This window comes from Pseudomonas sp. FG98 (assembly GCF_057808595.1).
The window spans coordinates 65968-80022 of sequence record NZ_JBMDIJ010000008.1 but is presented as its reverse complement, the minus strand read 5'-3'; the positions used below and the strand labels follow the sequence as shown (position 1 = coordinate 80022).

The window sequence follows — 14055 nt, the reverse complement described above, 5'->3', positions numbered from 1 at the left end:
CCCATGTCCGACAGCCGCACCCTCGCCCTCGACGAAATCGACCGCCAGTTGCTCGCCGCACTGCAGATCAACGCCCGCGAAAGCGTCGCCACCCTCGCCAGGCAACTGGGCATCGCCCGCACCACGGTGACTTCGCGCATCGCCCGGCTGGAAAAGAGCAAGGTCATCAGCGGCTATGGCGTACGGCTCGGGCAGCGGGTGATCGATGGCGGCTTGCAGGCCTATGTAGGCATTACCGTGCAGCCCCGGGCCGGGCGCGAGATCGTCCGCCGTCTGAGTGCCATGGGGCAGGTGCAGCAGTTGTGTGCGGTCAGTGGCGAGTTCGACTATGTGGCCTGGCTGAGGAGCGATTCGCCGGAGCAGTTGGACCAGTTGCTCGACCAGATCGGCAGCCTGGAAGGGGTGGAGAAGACCACTACCTCGATCATCCTCAGCAGCAAGGTGGATCGCGGGCAGCCTGTTTGATCTGTGGTCCTCCCAATCGCCGGCAACGCCGGCTCCCACAGGGTTAAGCGGCGCACGCGGTCTTGTGGGAGCTGGCATTGCCAGCGATGAGGCCATAAGAATCACTGCACCAGCCAATATGTATAAAACTTTGGTCACATCGACCAAAAAACCCACAAAACGACAACACTCTGCATCTTAATTACGAACACCCGCCTCCCTAAAATTGACCCCCAGGCATTTCCTATACTCAGGCTCCGCACCCCGCGCAGCCCCGCTGGCAAGGTCACTCATGAACAAGAACAACCGCCACCCCGCCGACGGCAAGAAGCCCGTCACCATCTTCGGCCCCGACTTCCCCTTCGCCTTCGACGACTGGATCGAGCACCCCGCCGGACTGGGCAGCATTCCCGCCGAACGCCACGGCGAGGAAGTGGCGATCGTCGGTGCCGGGATCGCCGGGCTGGTGGCGGCCTACGAACTGATGAAGCTGGGCCTCAAGCCGGTGGTGTACGAGGCCTCGAAGATGGGCGGACGCCTGCGCTCGCAAGCCTTCGCCGGTACCGAGGGCATCGTCGCCGAGCTGGGCGGCATGCGTTTTCCGGTGTCGTCCACGGCCTTCTATCACTACGTCGACAAGCTCGGCCTTGAGACCAAGCCCTTCCCCAACCCGCTGACCCCGGCCTCGGGCAGCACGGTGATCGACCTCGAAGGCCAGACCCACTACGCGGAAAAACTCGCCGACCTGCCGGCGCTGTTCCAGGAAGTGGCCGATGCCTGGGCCGACGCCCTGGAAGACGGCGCGCGCTTCGGCGATATCCAGCAGGCCATCCGCGACCGCGACGTGCCGCGCCTCAAGGAGCTGTGGAACACCCTCGTGCCGCTGTGGGACGACCGCACCTTCTACGACTTCGTCGCCACCTCGAAATCCTTCGCCAAACTGAGCTTCCTGCACCGCGAGGTGTTCGGCCAGGTCGGCTTCGGCACCGGCGGCTGGGACTCGGACTTCCCCAACTCGATGCTGGAAATCTTCCGCGTGGTGATGACCAACTGCGACGACCACCAGCACCTGGTGGTCGGCGGTGTCGAGCAGGTGCCGCTGGGCATCTGGAAGCACGTGCCCGAGCGCTGCGCGCACTGGCCGGCCGGCACCAGCCTGGCCTCGCTGCACCGTGGCGCGCCGCGTCCGGGGGTCAAGCGCATCGCCCGCAACGCCGACGGCAGCCTGGCGGTCACCGATAACTGGGGCGACACGCGCAACTACGCCGCCGTGCTGACCACCTGCCAGAGCTGGCTGCTGACCACCCAGATCGAATGCGAGGAATCGCTGTTCTCGCAGAAGATGTGGATGGCCCTGGACCGCACCCGCTACATGCAGTCGTCGAAGACCTTCGTCATGGTCGACCGGCCGTTCTGGAAGGACAAGGACCCGGAAACCGGCCGCGACCTGATGAGCATGACCCTCACCGACCGCCTGACCCGCGGCACCTACCTGTTCGACAACGGTGACGACAAGCCGGGGGTGATCTGCCTGTCCTACTCGTGGATGAGCGACGCCCTGAAGATGCTCCCGCACCCGGTGGAAAAGCGCGTCAAACTGGCCCTCGATGCGCTGAAGAAGATCTATCCGAAGGTGGATATCGCCGGGCATATCATCGGCGACCCGATCACCGTGTCGTGGGAAGCCGACCCGCATTTCCTCGGTGCCTTCAAGGGCGCCCTGCCTGGTCACTACCGCTACAACCAGCGCATGTACGCGCACTTCATGCAGCAGGAGATGCCCGCCGAGCAGCGCGGCATCTTCATCGCCGGCGACGACGTATCCTGGACCCCGGCCTGGGTGGAAGGCGCGGTGCAGACCTCGCTGAACGCGGTTTGGGGCATCATGAACCACTTCGGTGGTCGCACCCACCCCGACAACCCCGGCCCGGGCGATGTGTTCGACGAGATCGGCCCGATCGCCCTGGCCGACTGACAGGAGATTGATCATGCGTATCGCCCTCTACCAGGGCTCGCCGCAGCCGCTGGACGTCCCCGGCAACCTGGAGCGCCTGGAGCACCAGGCGCGACTGGCCGCCGCCCGTGGCGCGCAGTTGCTGGTGTGTCCGGAGATGTTCCTCAGCGGCTATAACATCGGCAGCGAGGCGGTCGCGCGCCTGGCCGAGGAGGCCGACGGCGTGTCGGCGCTGCGCGTGGTGGAAATCGCCCAGGCCAACCGCATCGCCATCGTCTACGGCTACCCGGAGCTGGGCGAGGACGGGCGAATCTACAACAGCGTGCAGTTGATCGACGGCCACGGCAGCAGCCTGGCCAACTACCGCAAGACCCACCTGTTCGGCGGCCTCGACCGGGCCATGTTCAGCCCCGGCGGCAATCACTTCCCGGTGGTGGAGCTGAACGGCTGGAAGCTCGGCCTGCTGATCTGCTACGACATCGAGTTCCCGGAGAACGCCCGGCGCCTGGCCCGCGACGGCGCCGAGCTGATCCTGGTGCCGACGGCCAACATGGAGCCCTACGACTTCATCTGCCAGGTCACCGTGCGCAGCCGCGCCCACGAGAACCAGTGCTACCTGGTGTACGCCAACTACTGCGGCGCCGAAGGCGAAATCCGCTACTGCGGGCAGAGCAGCATCGTCGGGCCGGACGGCAGCATCCTCGCCATGGCCGGCCGCGACAGCGTGATGCTCTCGGCCGATATCGACCTGCAACGGGTCCATGAAGGCCGCGCCAGCACCCCGTACCTGCACGACCTGCGCGCCGAGCTGCACAGCGCGCCACGGGACTGATTTATCCGCTAGCATGACGGCTCGCACGTTCCGGAGCCGTCATGTCCAGCCCCTTCCAGCACCTCGTCCTGAGCAATGGCCTGCGGGTCAGGCTGTGCCATGCGCCGCACCTGAAGCGCTGCGCCGCCCTGCTACGAGTGCAGGCCGGCAGCCACGACGCGCCACTGGCCTATCCGGGGCTGGCGCATTTTCTCGAACACCTGTTCTTTCTCGGCACCGCACGTTTTCCGGTGGAAGACGGATTGATGCGCTTCGTCCAGGGCCAGGGCGGACAGCTCAACGCGAGCACCCGCGAGCGCCATACCGAGTTCTTTTTCGAAGTGCCGCCGGGCGCCATGGCCGGGGCACTGGAGCGGCTGTGCGAGATGCTTGCCCAACCGCTGCTGACGCCGGAGCGCCAGCAGGCCGAGCGCGAAGTGATCCATGCCGAGTGGGTCGCCTGGTGTGGCAATGCCGAAGCCCAGCGCCAATATGAGCTGCTGCGCAGCGTATCGGCGCGGCATCCCTTGAGCGGCTTCCATGCGGGCAACCGGGATTCCTTGCCGATGCATGAAGCGGCGTTCCAGCAAGCACTGACGGGTTTCCACCGCCAGTTCTATCAAGCCGGACAGATGATCCTGACCCTGAGCGGCCCGCAATCGCTGGGGGCACTTGAGCAGTTGGCGCGGCAGTTCGGCGGGCTGTTCGCAGCAGGCGCGAAGGTCACGCAGACCGCTCCCCCACCGCTGCTCGAAGGGCCGCTGCAACCCGAACAGATCGACGGGCAACTGGACCTGTTGATCGCCCACGAAGACCTTCCCGACAACGCCTCCCTCGACTACCTCGCCACCTGGATCGCCGATGGTCGCTCCGGCGGGCTGGTGCACGCGCTGCGTGAGCGCGGTTGGCTGGAGGACTTCGCCTTCACAACGCTGTACAGCTTCGCCGGGCAGGCGTTGCTGCATGTGCGGGCAAAGCTGGGCGCCATGGCGGACAGGACGGAGACCGGGAGACTGGTCCGCGACTGGCTGGTGTTCTTCGCCAATGCCGATCACACGGAGCTGCTGCTGGAATATCAACGGCTGCAAGCCTGTCGCCTGCCCGGCGCGCTGGAGCTGGCCCGGCAGGATGAGGGCGAACCGACGGTGCCGAAGTACCCCGGTGTTTCCCGCCATCCCTGGACACTCCCGGCACCGGAGCCGCTGCTGGCGGCAGTCGTTCCCGCAAGAGAAGCGACGCCCGTCCCCGCCGGATTGATCATCAGTCACATCCTCCCGACCTCCCGTCAATACGCCGTGCTCTACCTGCGCTGGCAGGCCGGGCATTTGCAGGACGTGCTCAAGCCGCTGATCGAGCGGGCAAACCGCGCCGGGGTCGAGCTGCACTGGACCCGCAGCGCCAGCAGCTGGCAACTGCGCTGCGCCGGGGCTCCGGCAGCGGTGCTCGGGGTAATCGAACTGGCGCTGGCGATCCTGGAAAACCCGCCGACCGCCGCCCCGACCAGTGAGCCGCCGCTGATCCCGATCCGCCAACTGATGCAGCAACTGCCGCACATCCTGGCCAATGAAAACCAACCCGGCTGGACCGCACTGGCGACAGGCTTCGACGCGCAGGCCCTGAATGCCCTGAACCATCTGCTCAAGCGCCTGCCCGACACTGCGCAAGCCCCCGTGCCGCCCCGGCCCCAACCTGTGCGCTGGCAACAGTGCCCGGCAGCCGATGGCGAAGCGGCCCTGCTGCTGTTCGCCCCGGTAGCCGACGAAGCGGCAGGCCGCCTGCTGGCCCAACTCATCCAGGGCCCGTTCTACCAGCGCCTGCGCAGCGAACTGCAACTGGGCTACGCAGTGTTCAGCAGCTTCCGTCAGGTCCAGGGCCACAGCGGCCTGATGTTCGGCGTGCAGTCGCCGAGCGCCAGCCACGCGGACATCCTCGGCCACCTGCGCGACTTCTTCGCCCGCCCGACGCCACAGCTCGATGCGTCCCGTGAAGTCCTGGCCGGGCAATTCCACGAACCCGCCATGCCCAATGCCGAGGTCGCCGAATGGCTGTGGCAGGCACATCTGGCGGGCAATGACAGCGCCGAGCCGGAACAGCTCGCGAGGCAAATCCGCCATCTGCAACAGGCCGATCTCGACCGCGCCTGGAACGACCTGGGCAGTGAAAGGCACTGGCTGATCCTCGCCAACAGCCCCGCGCCAGAAGGATTCTTACCGCCCAGGTAAAACACCTTTCATCCTTGATTAACCATCCGGTACAAAAAATCTTGTAGGATTGCGCAATCCCGACTCGTTGAACGCCAGCCCCACCGGGTGGACTAAATGAGTAGCCGTCCCTCACCTGACCTATCCGGAAGGAGTAATCCCATGTGGACCAAACCTGCTTACACTGACCTGCGTATCGGCTTTGAAGTGACCATGTACTTCGCGAATCGCTGAGTCTTTTTCGCAGTACGACGCCTCGGCCAGCCGGGGCGTTTTCATTTTCGGACGGACAGGAGCAACCATGTACATCCAGATCCTGGGTTCCGCCGCCGGCGGCGGATTCCCGCAGTGGAACTGCAACTGCGCCAACTGCAAGGGCTTTCGCGACGGCAGCCTGCGCGCCACGGCCCGCACCCAGTCGTCGATCGCCCTGTCCGATGACGGCGAGCACTGGGTCCTGTGCAACGCCTCGCCGGACATCCGCGCTCAACTGCAAGGCTTCGCCCCGATGCAACCGGCCCGGGCCCTGCGCGACACCGGCATCGACGCGATCATCCTGCTCGACAGCCAGATCGACCACACCACCGGCCTGCTCAGCCTGCGCGAAGGCTGCCCGCACCAGGTCTGGTGCACCGACATGGTCCACCAGGACCTGACCACCGGCTTCCCGCTGTTCAACATGCTCGAACACTGGAACGGCGGGCTGGCCTGGAACCGCATCGAGCTGGACGCCAGCTTCACCATCGAAGCCTGCCCCAACCTGCGCTTCAGCCCCTTCCCGTTACGCAGCGCCGCACCGCCCTACTCGCCGCACCGCTTCGACCCGCACCCCGGCGACAACCTCGGGCTGATGGTCGAAGACCTGCGCACCGGCGGCAAACTGTTCTACGCTCCTGGGCTGGGCAAGGTCGACGCCAGCCTGCTGCAACGCATGCACGACGCCGATGTGCTGCTGGTCGACGGCACCCTGTGGGACGACGATGAAATGCAGCGCCGCGGCGTCGGCACCCGCACCGGCAGCGAGATGGGCCACCTGCCGCAGAACGGCCCCGGCGGCATGCTCGAAGTGCTCGAAGCCTTCCCGGACCAGCGCAAGGTGCTTATCCATATCAACAACACCAACCCGATTCTCGACGAGGACTCGGCCGAGCGTGCCGAGCTGCGCCGCCGTGGCGTGGAAGTCGCCTTCGACGGCATGAGCATCGAGCTTTAGGAGCCGTCCATGAGCAAGCCGCTTTCCCCTGCCGAATTCGAACAGGCCCTGCGCGCCAAGGGTGCCTACTACCACATCCACCACCCCTACCACGTGGCGATGTACGAAGGCCGCGCGACCCGCGAGCAGATCCAGGGCTGGGTCGCCAACCGCTTCTATTACCAGGTCAACATTCCGCTGAAGGACGCCGCGATCCTCGCCAACTGCCCGGACCGCGAGGTGCGCCGCGAGTGGATCCAGCGCCTGCTCGACCACGACGGCGCGCCGGGCGAGTCCGGCGGCATCGAGGCCTGGCTGCGTCTGGCCGAGGCGGTGGGCCTGGATCGCGAGCAGGTGCTGTCCCAGGAACTGGTGCTGCCCGGCGTGCGCTTCGCCGTCGATGCCTACGTCAACTTCGCCCGCCGCGCCTGCTGGCAGGAAGCGGCCAGCAGCTCGCTGACCGAACTGTTCGCCCCGCAGATCCACCAGTCGCGCCTGGACACCTGGCCGCAGCACTATCCATGGATCGACCCGGCTGGCTACAGCTACTTCCGCACCCGCCTGAGCCAGGCGCGACGTGACGTCGAGCACGGCCTGAGCATCACCCTGCAGCACTACACGACCGTCGAGGGCCAGCAGCGTATGCTGGAAATCCTCCAGTTCAAGCTGGACATCCTGTGGAGCATGCTCGACGCCATGAGCATGGCCTACGAACTCAATCGCCCGCCCTACCACAGCGTCACCAGCGAGCGGGTCTGGCACAAGGGGATCGCGCTATGAGCTTCGACCGTCACCTGACCCCGCGCTGGCGGCCCGGCTACCGCTTCCAGTACGAACCGGCGCAGAAGGCCCATGTGCTGCTCTACCCCGAGGGCATGATCAAGCTCAACGAAAGCGCGGCGCTGATCGGCGAGCTGATCGACGGCGAGCGCGACGTGGCGGCGATCATCGCCCTGCTCGACGAAAAATTCCCTGGCGTGCCCGAGCTTCCCGAAGACATCGAGCAATTCATGGAGGTGGCCCGTGCCGAACACTGGATCACCCTTGAGTGAGCAACCCGGCAAGCCCGAGGTCGGCCTGCCGCTGTGGCTGCTGGCCGAGCTGACCTACCGCTGCCCGCTGCAATGCCCGTACTGCTCCAACCCGCTGGACTTCGCCGAGCAGGGCAAGGAGCTGACCACCGAGCAGTGGTTCCGGGTAATGGCCGAGGCGCGGGAGATGGGCGCCGCGCAGTTGGGCTTTTCCGGCGGCGAACCGCTGGTGCGCCAGGACCTCGCCCAGCTGATCGGCGAAGGCCGGCGGCTGGGCTACTACACCAACCTGATCACCTCCGGCATCGGCCTCACCGAAGAGAAGATCGCCACCTTCAAGAAGGCCGGCCTGGACCATATCCAGATCAGCTTCCAGGCCAGCGACGAGCAGGTGAACAACCTGCTGGCTGGTTCGAAGAAAGCCTTCGCGCAGAAGCTGGAGATGGCCCGGGCGGTGAAGGCCCAGGGCTACCCGATGGTGCTCAACTTCGTCACCCACCGGCACAACATCGATCGCATCGACCGCATCATCGAGCTGTGCATCGCCCTCGAAGCCGACTTCGTCGAGCTCGCCACCTGCCAGTTCTACGGCTGGGCCCACCTAAACCGGGTCGGGCTGCTGCCGACCAAGGCGCAGCTGGAGCGCGCCGAGCGCATCACCAACGAATACCGGGAACGGCTCAAGGCCGCCGGCAATCCGTGCAAGCTCATTTTCGTCACCCCCGACTACTATGAAGAACGGCCCAAGGCCTGCATGAACGGCTGGGGCAGCGTGTTTCTCACGGTCACCCCGGACGGCACCGCCCTGCCGTGCCATGGCGCGCGGCAACTGCCGGTGCAGTTCCCCAACGTGCGCGAGCACAGCATGCAGCACATCTGGTACGACTCCTTCGGTTTCAACCGCTACCGGGGTTACGACTGGATGCCCGAGCCCTGCCGCTCCTGCGACGAAAAGGAGCGCGACTTCGGCGGCTGCCGCTGCCAGGCGTTCATGCTCACCGGCGATGCCAGCAAGGCCGACCCGGTGTGTGCCAAATCGGCGGACCACGGCCTTATCCTCGCAGCCAGGGAGGAGGCCGAGACCGCCACCCTGACCATCAAGGAGATGACTTTCCGCAATGAGCGCACCTCACGACTTATCGCCCGCAGCTGAGCGCTTCAGCGCCGAACAGGCGGTCGCCGCCGGCACCGACTTCGCCGAACTGGAGGCCAGCCGCCACGGCCTGTTCTGGAACGAATTCCGCCCCCGCGACGGTGCCTGCCGGATCTGGCAGTGGCGCGACGGCCAGGCCCGATGCCTGACTCCGGATGGCTTCAGTGTCCGTAGCCGGGTGTATGAATACGGCGGGCGTTCGTTCTGCGTGGCCGATAACGCGCTGATCTTCGTCAACGAGGCAGACCAGCAGCTCTATCGCCAGCCACTGAACGGCGGCCAGCCGCAGGCGCTGACCCAGGGCGAACGGCGCTATGGCGATCTGGTCTGGGCCGATGGTCGGGTGCTGGCGGTCGAGGAAGAAGGCATCCAGCACCGGTTGGTGGCGATCAGCGAAGGGGGGCGCGAGATTCTCGCCGAAGGTGCCGATTTCTACGCCTCGCCGACCCTCAGCGACGACGGCCGGCGCCTGGCCTGGATCGAATGGAGCCGCCCGGCACAGCCATGGACCGCCACCCGCCTCTACGTCCGCGAAGGCGACGGGCAGACCCGCTGCATCGCCGGGGACGAAGGGCCGGCGCAATCCCTGCAACAGCCGCGCTTCGACCGCCTGGGCCGCCTGTATTGCCTCTCCGATCTCGACGGCTTCTGGCAGCCCTGGGGCGAAACCGCGCAGGGCTGGCAGGCGCTGCCCAGTTGCCCTGCCGACCATGCCGCCGCGCCATGGCAACTGGGCGCCAGCACCTGGCTGCCGCTGGACGACGGCTATCTCGCCACCTGGTTCGAACAGGGCTTCTCGCGCCTTGGCCTGCGCCGCGCAAACGGCGAACTGACCGTGATCGACAGCGACTACAGCCGCTTCCGCTGCCTGGACCTGGACGCCGACTGCATCTACGCCGTTGCCGCCTCGCCGGTGCACCCGGCGGCGGTGATCGCCATCGACCGCCGCGATCACTCGGTGCAGGTGCTGGCCGGTGGCGTGCAACCGCTGCCGGACGAGCACGTCAGCAAGCCGCGCGGCTTCAGCTATCCCAGCGGCGACGGCGAGGCCCATGGTTTCTTCTATCCAGCGATGAACGGCAAGAGGCCGGCGCCGTTGGTGGTATTCGTCCATGGCGGACCGACCTCGGCCTGCTACCCGGTGCTCGACCCGCGCATCCAGTACTGGGCCCAGCGCGGTTTCGCCGTGGCTGACCTCAACTACCGCGGCAGCAGCGGCTATGGTCGCGCCTATCGCCAGGCGCTGCACCTGCGCTGGGGCGAGGTCGATGTGCAGGACGCCTGCGCGGCGGTACTGCATCTGGCGGGTGAAGGCTTGATCGATCCGTACCAGGCGTTCATCCGCGGTGGCAGCGCCGGTGGCTATACCACCCTGTGCGCACTGGCCTTCGAGGATGTGTTCCGCGGTGGCGCCAGCCTGTATGGCGTCAGCGATCCGCTGGCCCTCGGCAAGGCCACGCACAAGTTCGAAGGGGATTACCTGGACTGGCTGATCGGCGATCCCGAGCGGGATATCGAACGCTACCGTGCGCGCACGCCGCTACTGCATGCGGGCAATATCCGCGTGCCGGTGATCTTCTTCCAGGGCGAGCTGGATGCAGTGGTGGTGCCGGAGCAGACCCGTTCGATGCTCAAGGCACTGAAGGCCAACGGGATCAAGGCCGAGGGGCATTTCTATCCGACCGAGCGGCATGGCTTCAGGACGGCGGCCAATCTGGCCCATGCGCTGGAAGAGGAATGGAAGTTCTACAGCAGGATTCTTGACCAGCCTTGAGGGCCAATCGCCGGCAACGCCGGCTCCCACAGAGATCGCATGCACCGCCGGACCCTGTGGGAGCCGGCGTTGCCGGCGATGAGGCCCCCAAGGTCAGCGCTTGGCGATGATGTACACCGCATGCACGATCCCCGGGATATAGCCCAGCAGGGTCAGCAAAATGTTCAGCCAGAACGCCCCGCCGAACCCCACCTGCAGAAACACCCCCAGCGGCGGCAGGATGATGGCGATGATGATGCGGATAAAGTCCATGGAAAGGCTCCCTAAGTGATGTCCTCCCTCTGACTCTGGCTCAAGCCCGGCGGTTCCGCTTGTTTCCCGCACACAAAAAAACGCCCCGGACCAAAAACAACAGGTCCAGGGCGACGCGCAGACACGCGAGACGGTTCGGTTGATGCGTTACGAGCGGCGCTGGCGGCTCAGTTGCGCGGTGTTCACCCTGGCCAGGGCACGGGCCAGGCGCAGGAGCATTTCGTCGATGTTGCCGTGGCTGACGGTCAGCGCCGGCGAGAAGCGCAGGACGTTGGGCTGCGGCGCGTTGAGCAGCAGGCTTTCCTGCATGGCCGCCTTGACCACCTCGGCAGCCAGCGGCTCATGCAGCTCCAGGCCCCAAAGCAGGCCTTGCCCGCGTACTTCACCCAGGCCATAGCGACCGGCCAGGCGGCTCAGACCATCGCGCAGGTGTCGACCGGCAGCGCCGACCTGATCGAGGAAGCCGCCGTCGAGGATGGTTTCCAGCACCGCCAGCCCGGCAGCGCTCATCAGCGCGTTGCCGTGATGGCTGCCTTCCAGCTCGCCGGCCTCGGCGCAGCATGCGGTGCCACGGGCCAGCAGCGCAGCCAGCGGCACGCCACCACCGAGGCCCTTGCCCAGGGTGATGATGTCGGCGCGCACGCCGTAGGTTTCTTCGGCGAGCAGGGTGCCGCAGCGGCCGACGCCGGTCTGCACTTCATCGAGGATCAGCAGGATGCCCAGCTCGCGGCACAGGCGCTCGACGCCCTTGAGGTAATGCCGGGTCGCCGGGATCACCCCGGCTTCGCCCTGGATCGGCTCCAGCATGATCGCCACGGTGCGCGAATCCACCGCTGCGTGCAGCGCCGCCAGGTCGTTGAACGGCACCTTGCTGAAGCCCGGCAGGCCCGGCTCGCAGCGGTTGCAAGGCAGCGGGTCGGACGCCGCCAGGGTGCCGAGGCTGCGGCCGTGGCTGCCCTGGCTGGCGGTGATGATGTGATAGGCGCCATTGCGATGCAGTTGGCCCCATTTGCGCGCCAGCTTGATCGCCCCTTCGCAGGCCTCGGCTCCACTGTTGAGCAGGTAGGCCTGGTCGCTGCCGGTACGCTCGCAGAGCAGGTTGACCAGTTTCAGGTGCCCGCGGTTATGAAAGCCCGCCCCCGAGTTGATCAACGCCTGGGCCTGGCCGCTCAGGGCCTGGACCAGCGCTTTCGGGCTGTGGCCCAGGCTGTTGACCGCATTGCCCTGGGTGAAATCGAGAAAGGCGCGGCCCTCGCTGTCCCACAGCCAGGAGCCCTGGCCACGGACGAAGACTTGCTCCGCAAGCTGCCTGGCCGGCATCAGGCACTCGCGCGAAAGTGGATCGACGGGCTCGCTCGGCAGCGGCGCGACCTCGACCGCCGGGGCCGCCTGGCGGCGCAGGTTGAACAGGTTCATGCACGCAGCCCTTCCAGTGGCAGGCCGAGCAGGCGGGCGCTCCAGTCTTCGACGCGACCGCTGCGCAGGCGCTTGATCGCGATATCGCGCCAGCGTGACGACAGGGCCGGACAATCCACCAGTTTCTTCAAACCCGCATGCTCCAGAGGTTCACGGTAAAAAGCGTGCAGCGCCCAGGCCACGGTCAGGCCCGGATAGCTGCGCTGTATCAGTTCGAACGGTTCGTCGGCGCTGACGAAGCCGGGTTTCAGCACCCGGTAGAACCAGCCGCAGCGCCCGGTTTCCTGGGCCAGTTGCGGCAGTTCCTGCAAGCCCCAGCGATGGCTGAGGCGATAGCACGGCGAGCGCGGCTGGCTGATCTGCAACAACGCGCCGCCCCAGCGGAACAGGTCGCCGAGGCAGACATCGTGCTCATCGACGCCATGGGTCGACAGGTTTTCGCCGAACGCCGGGGCCTGCCAGTCCACCTGTGGATAACGTTTCCGCCACCAGGCGTAGTGCTCGGCCGGATAGTGGTGCAGGGCCCGTTCCGGGCCGGTATGGAAACGTGGGTCGCCGTGTTCGTCGCTTCCAAGCCCCTGCGGCCATAACCAGAGCCGCCGTGCAACCTCTTCCTTATCGATATCGGTCATGAGTCCATAACCGAGATTTTTAGCCTTGCCTATGTAAACGCCATCCACATGTACGGTGTTCATTGCGCCCTCTGGGCCTGTAAACCTTGTGAATACGGGCGTAGAGTAGGCCTCCGACGGCCCCGGGGCCATTTCGTTTTTCGAGCATTTTCGATAAGTAAGTCTTATGGATTTCCGCCAACTGCGTTATTTCGTCGCGGTGTATGAAGAAGGCCATGTCGGCCGCGCCGCCGAACGCCTGTCCTTGTCCCAGCCAGCCCTGTCGCAGCAGATCCGCCAGCTTGAGCACAGCCTCGATGTCAGCCTGTTCGAGCGCGGCAACAAGCGCCTGCTGCCGACCCTCGCCGCACATACCCTGTACAACCACGCCCTGCCCCTGCTCGACGGCATGCAGCGCGCCCGCGACGCCCTGCGCAACTTCAAGGGCCAGGCCCTGCGCACCCTGGCCATCGGCGTGCTGCAAACGGTACGGCCGAGCCTGGTGCCGCAGTTGCTCGACCGGGTACGCAAGGCGCAGCCGCATCTTGTGGTGCAGATCTATGAACTGTCGGGGATGGAGATCGAGCGGCGTCTGCTCAACGGCAGCCTGGACATCGGTATCAGTTACCTGCCGCCGCGCCAGCCGGGGCTGCACGGGCTGCTGCTGTACGAGGACGAATTGCAGGTGGTGATCCCCAACACCCATCCGCTGCGCGAATTCAAGAAGGTCTCGCTGAAGCAGGCGGCGGAACTGCCGATGATCCTCCTCGGCGAGGAATTCCAGGTACGGCAGATCTGGCAGGGCCAGTTGGCCAACCTCGGCCGGCGCCCGCAGGTGCAGGCGGAAATGAACAATATGGGCGGGATTCTCGACAGCCTGCCGCACACCTCGCTGGCGACGGTGCTACCGGGGCGGGCGCAGGAGGCTTCGGACGATCAGGAACTGCTGTGGAAACCGTTGAGCGAGCCGCGGGTGCCGCTCAAGGTCGGTCTGGTGTTCCGCGATGCGCAGCGCCAGCAAGCTTCGGTGGAGCTGCTGCGGACCCTGCTGGAGGAAGAGATCGACCCGAGGCAGATGGGAGTGTCGCCGCTGGACGTGCTGGGCTAGCGGCGTCCGGGTAAAAATCGCAGGCAAAAGAAAACCCCGCCGAAGCGAGGTTTTCTCAGACTGTTTCCCTTTGACTTCCCTTTCTTCCCACCGTCCCGGGCAGGCTTC

14 protein-coding genes are annotated in these 14055 nt (G+C 66.0%); 11 read left to right on the top strand and 3 right to left on the bottom strand.

Annotation, left to right across the window (positions count from 1 at the left end; all coding sequences use genetic code 11):
* The first annotated feature begins 3 nt into the window (after positions 1-3).
* From ACODSK_RS08495 to ACODSK_RS08450, 10 genes are all read left to right on the top strand, one after another.
* Entirely contained in the window at positions 4-465 is a 462-nt protein-coding gene (locus ACODSK_RS08495; protein WP_489015340.1) for an Lrp/AsnC family transcriptional regulator, read from the top strand.
* Between the two features lie 271 nt (positions 466-736).
* Positions 737-2419, top strand: coding sequence for a flavin monoamine oxidase family protein (locus ACODSK_RS08490; RefSeq protein WP_489015338.1), 1683 nt, complete (start codon positions 737-739; stop codon positions 2417-2419).
* A gap of 13 nt (positions 2420-2432) precedes the next feature.
* Positions 2433-3230: a carbon-nitrogen hydrolase family protein gene (locus ACODSK_RS08485; protein ID WP_489015336.1), complete on the top strand. Its 798-nt coding sequence runs from the start codon at positions 2433-2435 to the stop codon at positions 3228-3230.
* Between the two features lie 41 nt (positions 3231-3271).
* Positions 3272-5431 (top strand): pyrroloquinoline quinone biosynthesis protein PqqF, encoded by a 2160-nt coding sequence (gene pqqF, locus ACODSK_RS08480; RefSeq protein WP_489015334.1) that lies wholly within the window; start codon positions 3272-3274, stop codon positions 5429-5431.
* A gap of 141 nt (positions 5432-5572) precedes the next feature.
* Positions 5573-5644, top strand: coding sequence for a pyrroloquinoline quinone precursor peptide PqqA (gene pqqA / locus ACODSK_RS08475; protein WP_003243383.1), 72 nt, complete (start codon positions 5573-5575; stop codon positions 5642-5644).
* Positions 5645-5711: 67 nt separating this feature from the next.
* Positions 5712-6623, top strand: a complete 912-nt coding sequence (pqqB, locus tag ACODSK_RS08470; protein ID WP_489015332.1) for a pyrroloquinoline quinone biosynthesis protein PqqB — start codon at positions 5712-5714, stop codon at positions 6621-6623.
* Between the two features lie 9 nt (positions 6624-6632).
* Positions 6633-7382: a pyrroloquinoline-quinone synthase PqqC gene (gene pqqC, locus ACODSK_RS08465; protein WP_489015330.1), complete on the top strand. Its 750-nt coding sequence runs from the start codon at positions 6633-6635 to the stop codon at positions 7380-7382.
* On the top strand, positions 7379-7654 hold the full coding sequence (gene pqqD, locus ACODSK_RS08460) for a pyrroloquinoline quinone biosynthesis peptide chaperone PqqD (protein WP_476744708.1): 276 nt from the start codon (positions 7379-7381) through the stop codon (positions 7652-7654). Before pqqC ends, pqqD begins: the two co-directional genes overlap by 4 nt.
* Positions 7626-8786, top strand: coding sequence for a pyrroloquinoline quinone biosynthesis protein PqqE (pqqE, locus tag ACODSK_RS08455; protein WP_489015328.1), 1161 nt, complete (start codon positions 7626-7628; stop codon positions 8784-8786). The genes pqqD and pqqE overlap by 29 nt, the downstream gene beginning before the upstream one ends.
* Positions 8752-10560 carry a S9 family peptidase gene (locus ACODSK_RS08450; protein ID WP_489015326.1) on the top strand — a complete coding sequence of 603 codons (1809 nt, stop codon included), beginning with the start codon at positions 8752-8754 and terminating at the stop codon, positions 10558-10560. Before pqqE ends, ACODSK_RS08450 begins: the two co-directional genes overlap by 35 nt.
* Before the next feature lie 93 nt (positions 10561-10653).
* On the opposite strand, the gene ACODSK_RS08445 is transcribed toward ACODSK_RS08450, so the two are convergent.
* From ACODSK_RS08445 to ACODSK_RS08435, 3 genes are all read right to left on the bottom strand, one after another.
* Positions 10654-10812: a YqaE/Pmp3 family membrane protein gene (locus ACODSK_RS08445; protein ID WP_009681539.1), complete on the bottom strand. Its 159-nt coding sequence runs from the start codon at positions 10810-10812 to the stop codon at positions 10654-10656.
* A 147-nt stretch (positions 10813-10959) separates the two neighbouring features.
* Entirely contained in the window at positions 10960-12228 is a 1269-nt protein-coding gene (locus tag ACODSK_RS08440) for an aspartate aminotransferase family protein (RefSeq protein WP_489015324.1), read from the bottom strand.
* Entirely contained in the window at positions 12225-12923 is a 699-nt protein-coding gene (locus tag ACODSK_RS08435; RefSeq protein ID WP_489015322.1) for an MOSC domain-containing protein, read from the bottom strand. The genes ACODSK_RS08440 and ACODSK_RS08435 overlap by 4 nt, the downstream gene beginning before the upstream one ends.
* A gap of 103 nt (positions 12924-13026) precedes the next feature.
* Here ACODSK_RS08435 and ACODSK_RS08430 point away from each other — a divergent pair, with 103 nt between their 5' ends.
* Positions 13027-13947, top strand: coding sequence for a LysR family transcriptional regulator (locus ACODSK_RS08430; protein ID WP_489015320.1), 921 nt, complete (start codon positions 13027-13029; stop codon positions 13945-13947).
* The last annotated feature ends 108 nt before the right edge of the window (positions 13948-14055 follow it).